At 68.6% G+C, this 16,954-nt stretch carries 18 protein-coding genes; 4 read left to right on the plus strand and 14 right to left on the minus strand.

Going from position 1 to position 16,954, the window contains the following annotated elements; genetic code table 11:
• Positions 1-3: 3 nt before the first annotated feature.
• Positions 4-1,107: a spore photoproduct lyase family protein gene (locus IG75_RS0107245; protein ID WP_030520380.1), complete on the minus strand. Its 1,104-nt coding sequence runs from the start codon at positions 1,105-1,107 to the stop codon at positions 4-6.
• Between the two features lie 163 nt (positions 1,108-1,270).
• Here IG75_RS0107245 and IG75_RS0107250 point away from each other — a divergent pair, with 163 nt between their 5' ends.
• A complete protein-coding gene (locus IG75_RS0107250; RefSeq protein WP_030520381.1) occupies positions 1,271-1,729 on the plus strand; it encodes an SRPBCC family protein in 459 nt (152 codons plus the stop codon).
• A gap of 81 nt (positions 1,730-1,810) precedes the next feature.
• Here the strand turns inward: IG75_RS0107250 and IG75_RS0107255 are convergent, their stop codons facing one another.
• Both IG75_RS0107255 and IG75_RS0107260 read right to left on the minus strand, forming a co-directional pair.
• Entirely contained in the window at positions 1,811-2,653 is an 843-nt protein-coding gene (locus IG75_RS0107255) for a 3-hydroxyacyl-CoA dehydrogenase family protein (protein ID WP_030520382.1), read from the minus strand.
• Positions 2,650-3,849 carry a thiolase family protein gene (locus IG75_RS0107260; RefSeq protein ID WP_030520383.1) on the minus strand — a complete coding sequence of 400 codons (1,200 nt, stop codon included), beginning with the start codon at positions 3,847-3,849 and terminating at the stop codon, positions 2,650-2,652. Before IG75_RS0107260 ends, IG75_RS0107255 begins: the two co-directional genes overlap by 4 nt.
• A gap of 29 nt (positions 3,850-3,878) precedes the next feature.
• On the opposite strand from IG75_RS0107260, the gene IG75_RS38985 reads away from it, so the two are divergent.
• A complete protein-coding gene (locus tag IG75_RS38985) occupies positions 3,879-4,043 on the plus strand; it encodes a hypothetical protein (protein WP_156058689.1) in 165 nt (54 codons plus the stop codon).
• 106 nt (positions 4,044-4,149) lie between these two features.
• Here IG75_RS38985 and IG75_RS0107270 read toward each other — a convergent pair whose 3' ends face one another.
• The 11 genes from IG75_RS0107270 to IG75_RS0107320 all read right to left on the minus strand — a co-directional run bounded on the left by IG75_RS0107270 (position 4,150) and on the right by IG75_RS0107320 (position 14,844).
• Positions 4,150-5,280, minus strand: a complete 1,131-nt coding sequence (locus tag IG75_RS0107270) for a CaiB/BaiF CoA transferase family protein (protein ID WP_030520384.1) — start codon at positions 5,278-5,280, stop codon at positions 4,150-4,152.
• Positions 5,277-6,944 (minus strand): AMP-binding protein, encoded by a 1,668-nt coding sequence (locus IG75_RS0107275; RefSeq protein WP_030520385.1) that lies wholly within the window; start codon positions 6,942-6,944, stop codon positions 5,277-5,279. The genes IG75_RS0107270 and IG75_RS0107275 overlap by 4 nt, the downstream gene beginning before the upstream one ends.
• Positions 6,941-8,008, minus strand: a complete 1,068-nt coding sequence (locus IG75_RS0107280) for an acyl-CoA dehydrogenase family protein (protein WP_030520386.1) — start codon at positions 8,006-8,008, stop codon at positions 6,941-6,943. The genes IG75_RS0107275 and IG75_RS0107280 overlap by 4 nt, the downstream gene beginning before the upstream one ends.
• Positions 8,005-8,781: an enoyl-CoA hydratase-related protein gene (locus tag IG75_RS0107285; protein WP_030520387.1), complete on the minus strand. Its 777-nt coding sequence runs from the start codon at positions 8,779-8,781 to the stop codon at positions 8,005-8,007. The genes IG75_RS0107280 and IG75_RS0107285 overlap by 4 nt, the downstream gene beginning before the upstream one ends.
• 1 nt (position 8,782) lies before the next feature.
• Complete coding sequence (locus tag IG75_RS0107290) at positions 8,783-9,670, minus strand: 3-hydroxyacyl-CoA dehydrogenase family protein (RefSeq protein ID WP_030520388.1); 888 nt, start codon at positions 9,668-9,670, stop codon at positions 8,783-8,785.
• A 9-nt stretch (positions 9,671-9,679) separates the two neighbouring features.
• Positions 9,680-10,558: a 3-hydroxyacyl-CoA dehydrogenase family protein gene (locus IG75_RS0107295; RefSeq protein WP_030520389.1), complete on the minus strand. Its 879-nt coding sequence runs from the start codon at positions 10,556-10,558 to the stop codon at positions 9,680-9,682.
• Positions 10,559-10,574: 16 nt separating this feature from the next.
• A complete protein-coding gene (locus IG75_RS0107300) occupies positions 10,575-11,327 on the minus strand; it encodes an SDR family NAD(P)-dependent oxidoreductase (protein WP_030520390.1) in 753 nt (250 codons plus the stop codon).
• Positions 11,328-11,391: 64 nt separating this feature from the next.
• On the minus strand, positions 11,392-12,615 hold the full coding sequence (locus IG75_RS0107305) for an acyl-CoA dehydrogenase family protein (protein WP_030520391.1): 1,224 nt from the start codon (positions 12,613-12,615) through the stop codon (positions 11,392-11,394).
• Positions 12,612-13,403, minus strand: coding sequence for an enoyl-CoA hydratase/isomerase family protein (locus IG75_RS0107310; protein WP_030520392.1), 792 nt, complete (start codon positions 13,401-13,403; stop codon positions 12,612-12,614). Before IG75_RS0107310 ends, IG75_RS0107305 begins: the two co-directional genes overlap by 4 nt.
• Entirely contained in the window at positions 13,400-14,629 is a 1,230-nt protein-coding gene (locus IG75_RS0107315) for a CaiB/BaiF CoA transferase family protein (RefSeq protein ID WP_030520393.1), read from the minus strand. Before IG75_RS0107315 ends, IG75_RS0107310 begins: the two co-directional genes overlap by 4 nt.
• On the minus strand, positions 14,626-14,844 hold the full coding sequence (locus IG75_RS0107320; RefSeq protein ID WP_156058691.1) for a hypothetical protein: 219 nt from the start codon (positions 14,842-14,844) through the stop codon (positions 14,626-14,628). The genes IG75_RS0107315 and IG75_RS0107320 overlap by 4 nt, the downstream gene beginning before the upstream one ends.
• Positions 14,845-15,131: 287 nt before the next feature.
• Between IG75_RS0107320 and IG75_RS0107325 the strand changes: the two genes are divergently transcribed.
• Both IG75_RS0107325 and IG75_RS0107330 read left to right on the plus strand, forming a co-directional pair.
• Complete coding sequence (locus IG75_RS0107325; RefSeq protein WP_030520395.1) at positions 15,132-15,863, plus strand: FadR/GntR family transcriptional regulator; 732 nt, start codon at positions 15,132-15,134, stop codon at positions 15,861-15,863.
• 130 nt (positions 15,864-15,993) lie between these two features.
• Positions 15,994-16,803 (plus strand): FadR/GntR family transcriptional regulator, encoded by an 810-nt coding sequence (locus IG75_RS0107330; RefSeq protein ID WP_081876669.1) that lies wholly within the window; start codon positions 15,994-15,996, stop codon positions 16,801-16,803.
• Positions 16,804-16,954: the final 151 nt, after the last annotated feature.

Raw genomic sequence — 16,954 nt, forward strand, 5'->3', positions numbered from 1 at the left:
ACCTCAGAATGCGTAGCGCACCGTCAGCCAGGGCGTCCGCTCGGCGATGAGGCCGGTGAGGGTAGCGACCCCGGCGGCTTTCACATTGTTGCGGTAGCGCACGTTCCACATCCCCGAACCGGAGCGTTTGGCCTGCTGGACGGCCGGCTGCCACAGCAGGTCCTCGGCCTTGGGATGCCAGCCGAGATTGACCTCGTGCAACTGTTCGTTGTGGGTGAGCATGATGATCTCCGCGGCCGCCTGCGCCTTGAAGGCGGGCCCGGTGCCGTCGGAGAGCAGCTCCAGTAGCTCGCCCCAGTCCTCCTCCCAGCCGGGGCGGACGACGACCGGGGAGAAGTTGACGTGGACCTCGTAGCCCGCCGCCACGAAGTCGTCGATCGCGGCGATGCGCTGCCGGATCGGCGTGGTGCGCAGATCGAGCAGCCGGGAGTCGGCCTCGGGCATGAGCGAGAATCGGATCCGGGTCCGCCAACGAGGATCCATGTCGAGCAGATCGCGGTTGACGTATTTGGTGGCGAACGAGGCCTTCGCGGTGGGCCAGTCCCGGAACGCCGTGATCAGGTCGGCGACATTGTCGCTGACCAGTGCGTCGATCGAGCAGTCGCTGTTCTCCCCCAGGTCGTAGACCCACGCGTGGGGATCGCACTGGTTCGGCACGGTCTTGGGTCCCTGCCGGCGCACGTGCCGGCCGAGATAGCCGATGATCTTGTCGATATTGGTGAATACCGTGATCGGGTTGGCGTAGCCCTTGCGGCGGGGAACGTAGCAGTAGGCACACGCCATCGCGCAGCCGTTGGAGGTGGAGGGGGCGATCCAGTCCGCCGAACGCCCGTTCTCCCGGGCCGTCAGCGATTTCTTGACCCCGAGCACCAGGTCCTCGGTCTTGACCCGGATCCATCGGTCGATATTGCCCGCGTTGCCGTGCAACCGGTCGATCTGCCAGTGGGAGGCGACGGGGATGATCTCGGCGTCGGGGAAGCGCGCCCGCACCTGCTGCCCGCGCGGGCTCGCCAGCGCGTCCGGTTCGGCCCACAGGCGACGGATGTCCAGCAAGCGGGGTCCCGGTGTGGGCCGGACCGGGCCCGATACCGCGGCGGAGGCTGTCATGCCCCCTGCCTACGCCACACCCCCGACATTCCGGCGCGAACCGGCGGCCCGTGTGTCCGGCGACACCGCCGGCGTTCCCCCGGCCCCGCTCGGTTCCTATCCTGGAAGGACACGCGTAGTTCCTGGTCACCGAGACGAAGCCACCGCGAACACAGGAGCACCCATGGCCACTCTCCACTTCACGGAAACGACCGACGCGACACCCGAACAGTTCGTCGCCGCACTCACCGATTTCGGGCCGGGCCGCGAGGAACTGTTCGGGAACAGCACGGACAAATACCTCGAGGTGCACACCCGCGGCCCCACCGAAGCCGACGTCACGGAGGGATCGCGCGGAATCTGGGAACGCCTGCACTACGACTGGTCGAATCCGCATCGGGTGGTCATGACGACCACCGACTCCAACCTGTGGGGTGGCCGTTCCGGCCACACCTACCAGTTCACACCCCGCCCGGACGGAAAGACCGACGTGGATGTCGTCGTGGTCCGCGAGGGGAAGAATGTGGCCGGCCGGGCGCTGGGAGCCGTGGTCGGGTCGGTCGGCCGAGGCATGCTGCGGAATGCGTTCCACAAGACGGTCGAGGCAGTCGAAGCCCGCGCCAACGGAACACCACAGAGCTGAAGCCGGCCACCGGCTGCCGGCCGGGCGCGGCACCGGACGGATCGGCGTCCGCCGCGCACCGGCCGCCCGGCCACGGCGTGCTCACCAGGTGTAGAAGCCCTGGCCCGTCTTCCGGCCCAGGTGTCCCGCGGCGACCTTCTCCCGCAGAATCGCCGGCGGCTCGAATCGGGCACCGACCTCACGGGCGAGGTGTTCGGCGATGGCGAGGCGGACGTCCAGACCGACCACATCGGTCGTGCGCAGCGGCCCCATCGGGTGTTTGTAGCCCAGCGTCATCGCCGCGTCGATATCCGCCGCGGAGGCGACGCCGTCCTCGAGCATCCGCATGGCTTCCAGGGCGATCGCGACACCCAGCCGCGAGGAGGCGAATCCCGGCGAGTCGGTGACCGTGATCGCGGTCTTGCCGAGCGCCGCCACCCAGCTCCGGGCCTCGGTGACCACCGCGGCGCCGGTGCTGCTGCCGACCACGATCTCCACCAGATCACTGGCGGGCACCGGGTTGAAGAAGTGCAGGCCCAGGAAAGTGGCCGGGCGCGTCAACTGCGCCGCCAGCCCGTCGATCGACAGTGAGCTGGTATTCGTGGCCACGACGGCATCGGGGGCCTCCTTCTCGATCCGCCCCAGCACGGTCGCCTTCAGGTCGGCGATCTCCGGGACTGCCTCCACCACGAGACCGGATGCTGCCAGGGCCGAGGCGTCGGTGGTGACCGTGAGCCGGGCGGCCACCGCTTCGGGCGCCCCGGTGAGCGCGCCGCGCGCCGCGGCCGTCGCCAGACTCGACTCCACCCGGCCGCGGGCCGCGGTCACCGCGTCCGGCTCCGCCTCGACGACGGTCACCTCGGCGCCGGCGAGCAGGAAGGCGTGCGCGATACCCGCGCCCATCCGGCCGCCCCCGTAGACCCCCACTGTGGTTGGCAGATTCATCGTGTCTCCGATTCCGATGCGATGTTCTCAAGTACGACGGCCAGCGCCTGACCGACGCCGATGCAGATGGCGGCGACTCCCCACCGCTGTCCCTCGGCGATCAGCCGTCCGGCGAGGGTGCCGAGGATCCGGGCGCCGGAAGCGCCCAGCGGATGACCGATGGCGATCGCGCCGCCCCAGGTGTTGACGACATCCGGGTCGATCTTCCAGGCGTCGACACAGGCCAGCGCCTGGACGGCGAAGGCTTCGTTCAGTTCCACCGCCGCCACATCCGGCCAGTCGATCCCGGCCCTGGCGAGCGCGGCCTCGGCGGCCGCGACGGGCGCGATCCCGAAGTCCTGGGGATCGAGAGCACAGGTTCCCCGGCCCGCGATACGCGCGAGTGGTGATCTGCCGATTCGGTCGGCCGCCGCCGCGGAACCGAGCAGCAGCGCCGACGCGCCGTCGCTCAACGGGCTCGCGTTGCCCGCGGTGATCGTCCCGCCCGTCCGGAACGACGGCTTCAGCCGGGCCAACCGCACCGGATCGGAATCCGGCCGGATTCCCTCGTCGCGGGCGAGGACGGCATCGGGGACCGGGACCACCAGATCGTCGTAATGTCCCGCTTCCCACGCGGCATGGGCCAGTGTGTGCGAACGCACCGCGAACTCGTCCTGGCGTTCCCGGGAGATACCGAACCGGTCGGCGAGTTGTTCGTTGCACTCGCCGAGCGACGCGGTCCATTCGGCCGGCATCCGGGCATTGACCAGGCGCCAGCCCAGCGTGGTCGATACCGCGGTCATATCGCCCGCGGGATGGGCGCGGGCCGGTTTGGGCAGCACCCACGGTGCCCGGGTCATCGACTCGACCCCGCCGGCCAGCGCGATATCCACGTCACCGGTTTCGATACCGCGGGAGGCGAACATCGCCGCGTCCAGGGACGAGCCGCACAGCCGGTTCACGGTCGTCGCCGGTACCGAGGTCGGCAATCCGGCCAGCAGGGCGGCCATCCGCCCGACATTGCGGTTGTCCTCGCCCGCTCCGTTCGCGTTGCCCCACACCACATCGCCGATCTCGGCCGGGTCGAGCGCGGGTGCCTTGCCCAGAACACCCGTCACGGCAGTCGCGGCGAGATCATCGGGGCGTACGCCGGCGAGTGCGCCACCGAAACGCCCGAACGGGGTGCGCGCCGCCGCGTAGACGTACGCCTCGGTCATTGTTCCTCCGTGCCACGAGAAGCGTTTCGGTGCCGCGTTGGACGATCGCCCTGTGCTGGTCGGGCACGGTCACGCCGAATTCCACGACCCCGCGGTCCGGACAGGATGTCCGGGAAGTCGACGCTGACCGCGCCGACCGCGAGGACGGCCTCGCCGGGGCCGGAGACGAGATCGGGCACTTCCTCGACCACTAGGGCCGAGGGCGGCCCGAATTCCTTGACCAGTGCAGCACACATGACGAATTCCTGTTCGAAGTAGTGAAAGGTGGCCGCCGACGGCCGGGGCAGCGCCCCGCGTCGGTCAGGGCCAGGGCGAGGTGCCGGGCAGCGACGCCAGCGCCGGATACGGCAGGGTGCCGCCCGCCCGCCGCAAGGCCGGGTCCAGCGGGCTCGCCAGGGTCGCGAAGGACTCCCCCGGTGCGCCGGGCCGCGATACCCGCTCCGGCGCATCGGTGTCGACGAGAGCGGATTCGACCGCCTCGTCCCAGGTGGCGACCACGGCGGTGCAGACGTCCTCGCCGTCGAACAGTTCCCGCCAGTAGGCGGCCGGCTGCCGGACGAAGACCTCGCCCAGCGCGGCGGTGACAGCCGGCTCCTGGCCTGCGTCGTCGTGAAACTTTTCGTCCAGGCCGACGAGTTCGACCAGCCGGTCCCAGAACTTCTGTTCCAATGCGGCACAGGCCACATGGCGGCCATCGGACGTGGGATAGATGTGGTATCTCGGGCTTCCGCCGGTCAGCTGCTCCGCACCGGGCCGGGGCCAGGCGCCGCCGGCCTGGTGGGCGGCGATATAGCCGTAGGCCAGCACCTGCAGGTTGTGGGCCATCGACACCTGGAGGTGGCTGCCCTTACCGGTGCGTTCGGCCTGCCGCAGCCCCAGCAGGATGTTGACCACCGCCGGATAGGTACCGGCCGAGATATCGGCGAGCACGGAGACCGGCAGCGAGGGCCGTCCGGTGGAGTCGGTGACCACACCCAGCAGTCCCGACTCCGCGAGATAGTTCAGGTCGTGGCCGGCTCGCGGGGCCAGCGGGCCGGACGGACCGTAACCGGTGATCGAGCAGTAGACCACGCGCGGGTTGATCGCCGCGATCGCGTCGTAGCCGAGGCCGAGCCGGTCGGCCACACCCGGACGGAACTGCTCCACGACCACATCGGCCTCGGCGGCGAGTTCGAGCACCCGGTCGCGCTGCGCCGGGTCCTTGAAGTCCACCCCGTAGGCGCGTTTGCCCCGGTTCAGGACCGCGTAGTTGGCGCTGGCCTCGCCGAATTTCGGTTCGTAGGTCCGCATTTCGTCACCGCGGCCGGGCCGTTCGAGTTTGACGACATCGGCGCCGGCGTCCACCAGCATCAGCGTGGCCAGCGGACCCGGCAGCAGTGTCGACAGGTCGAGGACCTTCACGCCCGCGAGCGGGAGTCCGGCGTCGATCATGCGATCATCTCCCGTAGCTTGAACTTCTGGATCTTTCCGCTCGGCGTCATCGGCAGTTCGGCGAGACTCACGATGCGCTCCGGCAGATAGTGCTTGGAAAGCCCCTGCGCGAGGAGGTATTGCGCGAGAGAGTCCACCGTGAGCGCGGGCGCGCCTTCCTTGACGACCACCACCGCGCAGACCCGTTCACCGAGTCGCTCGTCGGGGACACCGATCACGGCGGTGTTCAAGATGTCGGGATGGTCGAAGATCGCGGACTCCACATCGGTGACCGGAATGTTCTCGCCGCCGCGGATGATGATGTCCTTGGTACGCCCGTGCAGCGACAACCAGCCGTGCTCGTCCACACTGGCCCGGTCACCCGTCCGGAACCACAGGCCCGGCAGGTAGGCATCCTCCGTCGCGTCCGGCCGGTCGAAGTAGCCGAACACCACACCGGGACCACGCATCAGCAGGTCGCCGACGGTGCCCGCCGGTACTTCGTTCCCGTCGACATCGACGACCATGACCGCTGAGCCGGCGAAGATCGACCCGTCGGTCCGCTGGATGGCCTCCGGCTCCAGCGGCGTACAGGAACTCATGATGCTGCACTCGGTCAGCCCCCAGGCCGGGGCGATATAGGCGCCGAGCGCGGCAGCCGCCTGGGCCGGCAGGTTTCGCGGCACCGACGATCCCGCGATGATCAGGCAGCGCAGCGGGCAGTCCGGGTCACCCGCGAGATCCGTGCGCATCATGTCCTGCAGGAAGGTCGGCGCCCCGAAGAAGGAGGTGATCCCCTCATCTCTGATCACCTCGGCACCCCAGGCCGGATCCCAGCGGTCCACATGCACCGCGGTGCCGCACAGCAGCACCGTCATGACGATGCCCCATTCGAAGCCGGTGTGGTGACCGGCAGGTGAGGCGACGAGCTGGACCATCGGGTCTCCCCACCGGGAGGTCCCCACGTGTTCGGCCTGCCGGCGGGCCGCGTAGATCAGGGTGTCGTGACTGTGCATGGCCCCCTTCGGCTCACCCGTGGTGCCGGAGGTGAACCCGAGGTAGCACAACCGGCCCGGCTCGGGGTCGGCGAACGCCCGATCCGGCACGCCGGAATGAGCGGACCACAGCGATTCACCATCGCGCAGGCCGGTGCCGTCGTCGTCGAGGACGAGCACATGCTCGAGAGTGGGGATCTGGGCGCGCAGCCTGCGGGACAGTTCGAGGTGTTCGCTGCTGCGCCAGCGCCGCGGGATGACGAGCACTTTCGCCTTGCTACGGCGCAGGATGGCGGCGGCTTGATTCTCCCCGTAGGCGACCGGGATACCGGCGTAGATCGCGCCGGTCTCGTTGATCCCGAACACCATTTCGGCGTACTCGACCCAGTTCGGCAGCATGAGCACGACGGCATCGCCGACACCCACACCGAGCGAGGCGAACACCGCGGCGGCACGGTGGGCGTTGCGGTCGAACTCGCGGTAGGTCCGGGTCTCGCGGCGGCCGTCGCTGCGACGTCCGACCAACGCGACCCGGTCCGGATGCCGCTCGGCCGCCTCGGTGAGCAGCGAACGGATGGAGCGGTTCTCCCACCAGCCCGCCGCCCGCCACTGTGCGGCCGTGGCGTCGTCGACCGGGGTGTACTGACCGTCGAGAACCTCGGTCAGCGGTCTGAACGTGGATGCACTCACGACGCGTCCTTCCTGATTGCCGTGGGAGTGGACGGGAGCCCGGTCAGCGCCCGGGCGACGGCGGTGGCCGCCCCACCCGGGTCCGTCGCGGCGCGCAGCGATATCGCGTCGCGCAAGCGTCGCTCCGCGCCGTATTCGGTCAGGTATCCGTATCCCCCGTGTGCCTGAAGAGCGCTTGCGGCGGCATCGATCGCGCCCTCGCAGGCTTCGCGCAGCGCCGCCACGACCGCGACCTCGTCCTCGGCGCCGAAGGCCGCCGCGGTGCCCACCGCCGCTCGCGCGGCCTGATCCAGGAGTGCCCCCCGCACGGTGGGCAGCGCGGTCAGGGCGGCGCCGAACTGCTCGCGGCCCGCCGCGTACTCCGCGGCGGCGTCGGCCGCCGCGCCCGCGATCCCGGCCGCCACGGCGGCCGCGCCCAGGCGCAGCCGTCGCCGGGCCGCCGCGGTGTCCACACCGTCGAGGTCGTGGTACTCACCGGGGCGGGCATCGACTTCCAGGGCGCGGGTCAGCGCGCCACCGAACCCGGTGCGCCGCAGTGGGTCCGGAGTCAGCGCGGCCGGCGGCAGCAACACCGCGTGATCGGTGTCGCCGAGCAGCAGCAGATGCGGCCGTTCGGCCGCGACGTCCACCCGGGCCACGATCCCGCGCAGGGCGCCGTCTTCCCGGGTGAGCCGTACCTGCGCCGCCGCCGCGTCGACGACAGCGACAGCGGCTGTACCGGCATGCAGTCCGGTGACGAGTTCGGCGAATCGCTCGTCGGCGCCGAGCACATCGACGGCGGTATGGGCCTGCGCCGCGGCCCAGCCCAGCGCCGGCCAGGCGCGGCCGAGTCGTTCGAAGACGAGTGCCGTGGTCGCCCTGTCGGCGCCACCACCACCGGACTCCTCGACGGTGCCCAGTGTCCAGACACCGAGCGCGGCGAGTTCGGAGACCAGTCCGGCGATCTGCTCCGGTGCGTCGGTGAGCACCGGGTCGTGCGCGGCGGCGAAGGCGTCGAGCATCTCCCGCAGATCGCGCTGATCCCGATCGAGCGCGGGCCCCCGCCAGGTATCGGACGGGGTCACGACCAGAAACTTCCGGTGTCGGGGCGGCGCCGCTCACCGAAGGAGGCGCTCACCTCGTGGGCTTCTTTCGTCTGCAGGTACAGCGAGAGCTGCTGATCGTGCGCCAGCCGCGCCTGCCCTGAGACACCGTTGTGGCGCGCCGAGAACGCGCCCTTCATACCGGCCAGGGCCAGTGGGCTGCGGGTGGTGATCTCCGCGGCCACCTCGGCGGCGCGGGCCGCCAGCTCGGCGGCCGGAACCACCTCGTTGACCAGTCCCATATCCAGCGCCTGGGCGGCGGTGTACTTGCGGTTGAGGTACCACATCTCCTTGGCGCGTTTGCGGCCGATGGTGTCCTCCAGGTACCAGCTGCCGTACCCGGCGTCGAAGCTGCCGACCATCGGGCCGACCTGACGGAACACCGCGGTCTCCGCGGCAATGCTCAGATCGCAGACGGTGTGCAGCACATTGCCGCCGCCGACCGCGAAACCGTTGACCGCGGCCACGATCGGCTTCGGGATGGTGTCGATCGCCTGGTACACATCGATGATCGGCAGCACCTGGGACTGGTCCAGCGAGGTGACCGGGTCGTGTTCCCCGCCGATGCAGAAGAACTTGTCGCCGGCACCGGTCAGGACGGCCGCACGCAACTGCGGGTCCAGCCGAAACTTCTGCAGCGCGTCGAAGAGCTCGAGGCAGGTCTGGTGCCGGAACTTGTTCCCGGCGTCGGGCCGGTCGAGGGTGATGGTGAGAACCGGCCCGTCGATGCTGGTGCGGATATCGTCGTAGGTCATCTCAGTTGTTCTCCTCACGAGACGGGGCGGTGCGGAATCCGTGGCCGGCCTTGATACCCAGCCGTCCGGCGGCCACCATGCGGCGCAGCAGCGGCGGCGGCGCGTAACGGGCATCGCCGGTCGCCGCGTGGGCGGCCTCCGTGGCGTGCAGGTGCACGTCCAGGCCGATCATGTCGAGCAGTTTCAGTGGTCCGGTCTTGTAGCCCAGACCCAGTTCCAGTGCGGTATCGATGTCCTCGGCGGTGGCCAGGCCCTCGTCGTACTCGGCCACGACATCGTTGAGATAGGGCAGCAGCAGCGCGTTGATCAGGAAACCCGGGCGGTCGTCGACCACCACCGCGACCTTGTCGTCGAGCGTGTCGACGAGTGCCACCAGCCGATCGATCAACTCCTCCTCGCTCTGCAGCGCGCGCACGATCTCCACTGTGCGCATGATCGGCGCCGGATTGAAGAAGTGCAGTCCCGCGACGCGGCCCGGGTCGGGCAGCCCCGCCGCGAGGTCGGTGACCGACAGCGCGGAGGTATTGGTGAGCAGCGGGACCCGGTCCCCGACCACCGCCGCGACCTCGGTGAACAGCGCCGTCTTCACCTCGGCGTTCTCGGTCACGCATTCGAGCACGGCGTCGGCCCTATGCAGATCCGCGACCGAGGTGGTGCCGGTGATCCGGTCCAGCACTGCGCGCTTGTCCGCCTCGGTGACCTTGCCGTGGGCGATCCCCCCGTCCAGGAAAGCGGCCACCGTTGCCAGGCCCGCGTCGAGACGGGCGGTATCGGTTTCGACAGCGACGACCGTGCGGCCCGAGGCGGCGAGCACCTGGGCGATGCCCGCGCCCATGGTGCCGAGGCCGAGGACACCGACCGTCGCGAAGTCGGGAGTGGACTCACTCATGTTCTCTCCTCAGGACCCGAACAGCCGGGTGTCGTCGTAGGTGTAGAAGCCGCGGCCGGTCTTGCGCCCCAGGTCACCGGCGGCGACCATGCGTTCGACCATCGGTGGCGGGAAGAACTTCGGATCGCGCAGTTGTTCGTAGAGCCGGGTGGCCACCTGCTGGTGGATATCCATCCCGACGATGTCGAGCAGCCGGAACGGCCCCATCGGATGGCCGAGCGAACCGAGCACGGCGGCATCGATCGACTCCTTGCTGGCCACCCCCGCCTCCAGCGCGCGGATGCAGGAGTTCTCCCACGGAATAAGGAAGCGGTTCACGATGAATCCCGGCCGGTCCTTGGTGACCACGCTCGTCTTGCCCAGCGAGCCCAGGAATTCGATGGTGGCCTTGTGCGCCCAGTCGGCGGTGTGCCGGCCATCGGCCACCTCGATCAGTTTCATCAGCGGCGCCGGATTGCAGTAGTGGGTGCCGACCACCCGCTCCGGGCGTCGCGAACCCGAGGCGATACCGGTGACCGACAGCGTCGAGGTGTTGGTGTGCAGGAGTGCCGACTCCGAGACGATCTCGTCGAGCCGGGCGAAGAGATCCTTCTTCACCGCCAGGTCCTCGAAAACGGCCTCGACCACGACATCGCAGGGCGCGAGTTCGGCGAGCTCGGTGGTTCCGGTGAGCGCGTCCTTGGCGGACCGGCCGGCGTCGGCGTCCAGTTTGCCCAGCCGCACGCTCTTGTCGAAAAAGCCGTGCACGGTATCGATTCCGCGCCGCAGGTTCGCATCGTCGATATCGAACAGTACGGTCCGGTAGCCCGCGCGGGCCATGACGGTCGCGATTCCCGAACCCATCGTGCCGGCGCCGAGGATGGCGACGGTTTTGCTCTCGTTGCTCACTTGGTTCTCCTGGATCTCAGCGGACGCTCTGGCCGCCGTCGAGGACGATGACCTCGCCGGTCATGAAATTCGAGTCGCTGCCGGCGAGCAGCAGCAGCCAGGGCCGGATCTCGTCGGGTTCGCCCATCCGGCGCGCCGGGATGGCCCGCACCACCCGTTCCGTGGCCTCGGCGTCGTCGCGGAGTTCGGCGTTCAACGGGGTGGCGAAGTATCCGGGCGCGATGGCGTTGACCTGGATACCGTGCCGAGCCCATTCGATGGCCATCGACCGGGTGAAGGCGATGACGCCCGCTTTCGACGCCGAATATGCCGCGTGGTTCGCCACGCCCTGCAACGCGAAGTTGGACGCGATATTGACGACCTTGCCCCCGCCCTGCGCGATGAGATGGGGGCCGACCGCGCGGGTGGCCAGGTAGGTGCCGCGCAGATTCGTCGCGATCACCCGATCCCATTCGTCGGCCGGCTGGTCCACCAGCGGAGTGGAGGCGACGATCCCGGAGTTGTTCACCAGGATGTCCACCCGGCCGAAGGTGTCGAGGGTGGCCTGCACCATCCGCCGGACCGACTGTTCGTCGGTGATATCGGTCGGGCAGGCCAGCGCCCGGCCCTCGGCCCCGCGGACCTCGGCGACGAAGGTGTCCAGCTCGGCCGCCGTCCGGGAGGCGACCGTGACGGCGGCGCCCGCTTCCGCGAGGGCGTAGGCCATGGACCGGCCGAGGCCGCGGCCGGCGCCGGTGACGATCGCGACCTTTCCGTCCAACGCATTCATAGAAGCTCCTTCGGAGTGGGTTCATGCGGTCCGCGGAGGCCGGAGCGAAGGCGGAGGTATCGCATCACGGAAGCTCCTTCATCGCGCGGGTGGTCTCGCGGCCGATGAGCAGCCGCTGGATTTCGTTGGTGCCGTCGTAGATCTGGGTGACCTTGGCGTCGCGCAGGCAGCGCTCGACACCCAGCTCGGCGAGATCGCCGTACGGGCCGAGGATGCGGACCGCCTCGACCGACACCTGGAAGCCGAGGTCGGTGCAGGCCTGTTTCATGACCCCGATCTGGCCGGGCGTCACCCGGGGGTTCGTATCGACCTGGCGCGCCACGGCGTGCAAGAGCAACCGTCCCTGCAGGATCCGGCCGCGCAGCTCGGCGAGCGCGAAGGTGTGCTCGTCGGCGAGCCGGTGGCCGTAGCGCGCGGTCAGGGCGGCCAGCGTGCGCGCGTACGCGGCACGGGCCAGGCCCACACCCTGGGCGGCGGCGCTGATCCGGGATTTGACCACGGAATTCATCACCACCGACCAGCCCCGTCCCTCGTCACCGAGGAGATTCGCGCGCGGCACCGCGACGTGGTCGAAGAAGAGTTCGGCGGTACTCGAACCGTGCATGCCCATCTTGTGGAAGGGCTGCCCGCGCTCCACTCCCTCCCAGCCGCCTTCGACCACGAAGGCGGTGATCCCGTCGCGGCCGCGGGTGCGGTCGACGGTGGCGAAGCAGATGATCACGTCGGCGCGATCGCCGCTGGTGATGAACGTCTTCTGCCCGGTCATCGTCCAGCCTTCGGACGTGGGGACGGCGGTGGTGGTCAGGCTCGAGACATCCGAGCCCGCGCCCGGCTCGGTGATCCCCAGCGAGCCGTAGCGCGACCCGTCCAGTAGACCCGGAATGTAGCGCTGCCGGAGTTCCTCGCTGCCCGCGATCAGGATCGGGTACGCCGCGTGCATCTGGGTCATGAAAACGAGACTCGTCGCGGCGCAACCGGCCGTGATCTCCTCCATCGCCACGGCATAGGCGACATTGCTGTCACCGCTGCCGCCGAGGCGTTCGGGAAAAACCAGCCCGCACAGCCCGGCTCGGGCCAGCGCCTGCACACTCTCGTGGGCGAAGGTGTGGGTCGCGTCCAGTTCGGCCGCCCGCGGCGCGACCTCGTGGGCCACCACCTCACGGGTCGTCGCACGGACCGCACGTTCCCGGTCGGTCAGTGCGGCATCGGCGGCCGGTTCGTCGAGCAGTTCGTGCAGTGCCAGGTACGCCTCGGGATCGGTGTCCATCTCGAGAAGCCCGGCGCTCATAAGGCGGCCTCCGGGTCGGCGAACCGGGCCCGCCGGCGCTCGAGGAAAGCGCCGATGCCCTCGGTCGATTCATCTCCCGCCACGGCCAGGGCCGCCAGCCCCGTTTCGACCGCGAGGCCGGTCTCGAGCGGTGCGTCACGGCCGACGTCCAGGGCGTGCAGGATCGAGCGCACAGCGTGCGGGCCCTGCGCCGCGATCTTCTCGGCGATTCCCACGGCCGTCGGCAGCAGTTCCTCCGGAGGCACCGGGGGAACCGGGGTCAGCCCGAGGTCGTAGGCGCGGTCGGCATCGATCCGGGTTCCGGTGAGCATCAGATGCGCGGCGGCGCGCGCCCCGATGGCACGGGGAAGACGCTGCGTGCCGCCGTAACCGGGAATGAGCCCGAGCCCGGACTCCGGCAGTCCGAGTGACGCCCGAGTGGACAGCACCGGGAACGTCGAGGCGAGCACCAGTTCGAACCCGCCGCCCAGGGCCAGACCGTTGACCGCGGCGATCACCGGGACCGGCAGTTGCTCCAACGTCCGGAACGCCCGCTGCCCGCCGGTCATCGTCTCCCGGGCCCGGTCGGGTCCCATACCCGCGAGCTCTTTCAGATCCGCACCGGCGCTGAACGCCTTCTCCCCCGCACCGGTGAGCACGACCGCGCGGACACCCGGGTCCGCGGCCGCCTCGGTCGCCGCCGCGACGAGCGCGGTGAGCACCGCGGCGTCGAGGGCGTTGAACACCTCGGGCCGGTTGATGGTGAGTGTCGTGACAGGGCCGGATGTTTCGCGCAGTAGCACCGTCACGACACGGCCTCCGCACGTTCGGCACGGGCCGCGCCGACCGCGCCGGCCTCCAGCAGCGCCTCCACATCGTCGCGGGCAAAACCGACGTCGAGCAGTATTTCGCGGGTGTGCTCCCCGAGATCCGGGAACCGCTGGTTACGGGGTGCCACGGAGGCCAGCCGGAATGGACTGTGCACGCTCACCAGCTCGCCGCCCGAACCCGGGACCGGCATCAGCGCACCGCGCGCCCGCACCTGCGGATCCCGCACCACCTCCGACAGCGACTGCACCGGTGCGGCGGGGACGTCGATCTCTGCGAAGATCCGCAACCATTCCGCGGCGGTTCGGGTGGCGATCCGCTCGGCCACGGCACGGGTGATCCGCGGCCGGTGGGCACGGCGACCGGCATTGTCGGCGAGATCCGGGTCGGCGGCGAGTTCGGGAAGGTTCACCGCCGAGCAGAAGCGCTGCCACATGGCATCGTTGCCGATCGCCACCACCAGGCTCCGATCGGATGCCGCGAAGGGCTGGTAGACCGCGAGTACCGAATCGGTGCCGCCGCTGGGCGCGGGCTCCGGCTCACCGGCGTGGTAGGCCGCGATCCGGGGCGCCATGAGCGCCAGATCGGTATCGAGCAGCGAGACATCGATGAGCTCGCCCTCGCCGGTACGGGCCTGCCGCACCAGGGCCGCGTTGATCGCGACCGCGGCGCACATTCCGGTGACCACATCCGACAGCGCCGTCGAAACGCGCTGCGGGCTGCGCCCCGCTTCACCGGTGACCGACATCAGACCCGAACGCGCCTGGGCCACCAGGTCGTAGCCGGGAAGGCCGCTGTCCGGGCCGTCCAATCCGAAGCCCGACATCGCGCAGTAGACCAATCGGGGGTTACGGGAGCGAAGGGAGTGGCCGTCAATTCCCATACCGACCAGTTTGGCAGGATTCATATTCTGCAAGAACACATCGGCGGTATCCAGCAGTCGCAGCAGCACATCTCGCCCGGCTTCGGAGCGCAGGTCCACGACGATCGACTTCTTGTTCCGGTTCGCCGACGCGAACCACGCCGACGCACCGTCGACGAAAGGCGGCCCCCAGCTTCGCGCGTCGTCGCCGTACCCGGGACGCTCGACCTTGATCACCGTGGCACCTAGGTCGGCCAGGTACATGGTCGCGGTGGGCCCCGCGTACGACGTGGTCGAATCGACCACCCGCAGGCCCGTCAGCGGTCCGCTGTACTCGTCGTTCATTCCTTCACATCCTCTGGGTATCGGGTAGCCGGCGTCGGGGTCGAGAAGAGCGCCCCGATCAGCGGACCGATACCCGGAAAGAACGGCCGGCCGGAAGCGAGAACGGCGGCCGCCCCGAAATCGAAGAAGCCGAGCGGCTCGATCGACGCTCCGCCGAGACTCGTTCCGGCGGGCCGGCCCACCGGGACAGTTGACCGCTCTGTCGAAATGTTCATGGGTTCCTTCCTCGCCGGACAGACCGGCTTGCCCCGGCGAGCCGACGATGCAACATCACGTGTCCGGTGATGCCATCAGACTAAGGGAAAATAGACAATGTGCGCAAGGTCCAACATTTACATTCTCAGTTGCCTCGGCTCGCGGGTCAGAGCAACGCGAAGGAGCGCAAGCAGCGCGTACGGCGGATGCCGTGCCTTTTCGGCCGCCACCGACGTCATAGCCACGTGATACCGTGTGCACAAGAGCAAACATCCAACATTTACATCGGCTAGCGAAGGGCGGGTCAATGACCAACGGCGTCGAGCAGAAGATGATCGGACAAGCGGTCCTGAAGCCCCGCCAACAGGTCGAGAAGGCCCTCAAGGAAGCGATCATGTCCGGCGAACTCGAGAGCGGGGAGATGCTCCCGCCGGAGACGGAGCTCGCCCGGCAGTTCAACGTCAGCCGAACGACCCTGCGCGAAGCCCTGCGGACACTCAGCTCCCAGCACCTCATCGCCAAAGTTCCCGGCGCTCGCGGCGGGAATTTCGTTCGATCGGTCGACTATCGCTCACTCGGTACCGTTATGACCGAAGCGGTCGACAATCTCCTGGCTCTCGGGAGCATCGAGTTCGACGAAGTGGCCGAGGTCCGACAGAATCTAGAAGTGCCGTCCGTCCGCCTCGCTGCCGTCAATCGCAGCGAGAAAGACCTGACCGAGCTGTCGGAAATCGTGCATCGCCAGAAGACCACGTCCGTGGACGACCCGGAGATCCCCGACCTCGACCGTCAGTTCCACACTTCGATCGCCCGGGCGTCCGGTAACCGGGTGCTCGCGTCTTTCGTCTCGAGCCTGCACAACGCCACCGAACCCGTGAATTACCTGAATCTTTCGCCCGAAGTCGGTCGTGAAACGGTGCGCCAACACGTGTCGATCCTCCGTGCGATCAAGACCCGCGACCCCGACGCGGGCGAAGAGGCGATCGTCGAGCACTTGACCTACCTGCGCGAACACATCCTCACGTATCGAAAGCATTGATCGCTGCACGCCGAGCCCGCGCTCGACCCCGGCCGAACGGGCGTACCTCACGTTCATAACCGACCACCCTGATCAATGTTCGACAATAACCGGGTATCGTGGATGTATGGTGCCAAGGAACGGGAGTCGTGTGTCTGATCCGCAGACTTCACGGCCGATGCGGAAAATTGGTCAGAAGGTACTCCGCCCCCGCGAGCAGGTCGAGGACCGTATCCGCCAGATGGTGCTGTCCGGCGAGCTGAACAGCGGTGAGATGCTGCCACCCGAAACCGCGCTCGCCAAACAGTTCAATGTCAGCAGGACGACCCTGCGCGAAGCGTTGAGATCTCTGACGACGCAGGGTTTGATCCACAAAGTTCCCGGTGCACGCGGTGGCAACTTCGTGAACTCGGTAGACCATCATTCGCTGGGCACGGTGGTTATCGAGTCGCTGCACAACCTGCTCGAGCTCGGCAGCATCGCATTTTCCGAGGTCGCGGAGATCCGACAGTATCTGGAGGTCCCGGCAGCACGACTGGCAGCCACCAACCGCACAGCGAAAGAACTCGAACAACTGCACGAAGTGGTCGAACAGCAGAAGTCCGCTTCTGTCGATGATCCCGACATTCCCAAGCTCGACGAGAAGTTCCACTCACTCATCGCGCAGGCTTCCCGTAATCGTGTACTCGCCTCATTCGTCGCCGCTCTCCACCACGAGACCGAACCCGTGCATTATCTGGATCTTTCACCGGAGGTCGGACGAGCGACTGTTCGGCACCACAAGGCCATTGTCGACGCCATCAGCGCGAAGGACCCAGACGCCGCCGAAGCGGCCATCGTGGAGCATCTGAGCTATTTACGCGTACATCTCGCCGGCCTCGACAAGGCCGACCAGCTGCCTTCGCTCGACACGAAGCCCGGGCAGCCCGAACCATCGTCATCCAGCGCCGAAAGCCTATAGAGCGGGGTTGGGGCTTCCTACTCACGCGCCACACTCGATCTGTCCGTGAGGGCGAAACCGCCGTACCGACAGATGCCGAAAGTGCGGACCTATCGCACCGGACGATCCACTCGGGAACACCACAACCCCACCGGGCATCGTTGCCCGAACT

The sequence above is a fragment of the Nocardia rhamnosiphila NBRC 108938 genome, from assembly GCF_000720425.1.
Taxonomy (GTDB): Bacteria; Actinomycetota; Actinomycetes; order Mycobacteriales; family Mycobacteriaceae; genus Nocardia; species Nocardia rhamnosiphila.

Bases quoted from the DNA above. Each gene is read 5' to 3' on its own strand.
- IG75_RS0107245 (WP_030520380.1), bottom strand. From the start codon at position 1,107: ATGACAGCCTCCGCCGCGGTATCGGGCCCGGTCCGGCCCACACCGGGA.
- IG75_RS0107250 (WP_030520381.1), top strand. From the start codon at position 1,271: ATGGCCACTCTCCACTTCACGGAAACGACCGACGCGACACCCGAACAG.
- IG75_RS0107255 (WP_030520382.1), bottom strand. From the start codon at position 2,653: ATGAATCTGCCAACCACAGTGGGGGTCTACGGGGGCGGCCGGATGGGC.
- IG75_RS0107260 (WP_030520383.1), bottom strand. From the start codon at position 3,849: ATGACCGAGGCGTACGTCTACGCGGCGGCGCGCACCCCGTTCGGGCGT.
- IG75_RS0107270 (WP_030520384.1), bottom strand. From the start codon at position 5,280: ATGATCGACGCCGGACTCCCGCTCGCGGGCGTGAAGGTCCTCGACCTG.
- IG75_RS0107285 (WP_030520387.1), bottom strand. From the start codon at position 8,781: ATGACCTACGACGATATCCGCACCAGCATCGACGGGCCGGTTCTCACC.
- IG75_RS0107290 (WP_030520388.1), bottom strand. From the start codon at position 9,670: ATGAGTGAGTCCACTCCCGACTTCGCGACGGTCGGTGTCCTCGGCCTC.
- IG75_RS0107300 (WP_030520390.1), bottom strand. From the start codon at position 11,327: ATGAATGCGTTGGACGGAAAGGTCGCGATCGTCACCGGCGCCGGCCGC.
- IG75_RS0107305 (WP_030520391.1), bottom strand. From the start codon at position 12,615: ATGAGCGCCGGGCTTCTCGAGATGGACACCGATCCCGAGGCGTACCTG.
- IG75_RS0107315 (WP_030520393.1), bottom strand. From the start codon at position 14,629: ATGAACGACGAGTACAGCGGACCGCTGACGGGCCTGCGGGTGGTCGAT.
- IG75_RS0107320 (WP_156058691.1), bottom strand. From the start codon at position 14,844: ATGAACATTTCGACAGAGCGGTCAACTGTCCCGGTGGGCCGGCCCGCC.
- IG75_RS0107325 (WP_030520395.1), top strand. From the start codon at position 15,132: ATGACCAACGGCGTCGAGCAGAAGATGATCGGACAAGCGGTCCTGAAG.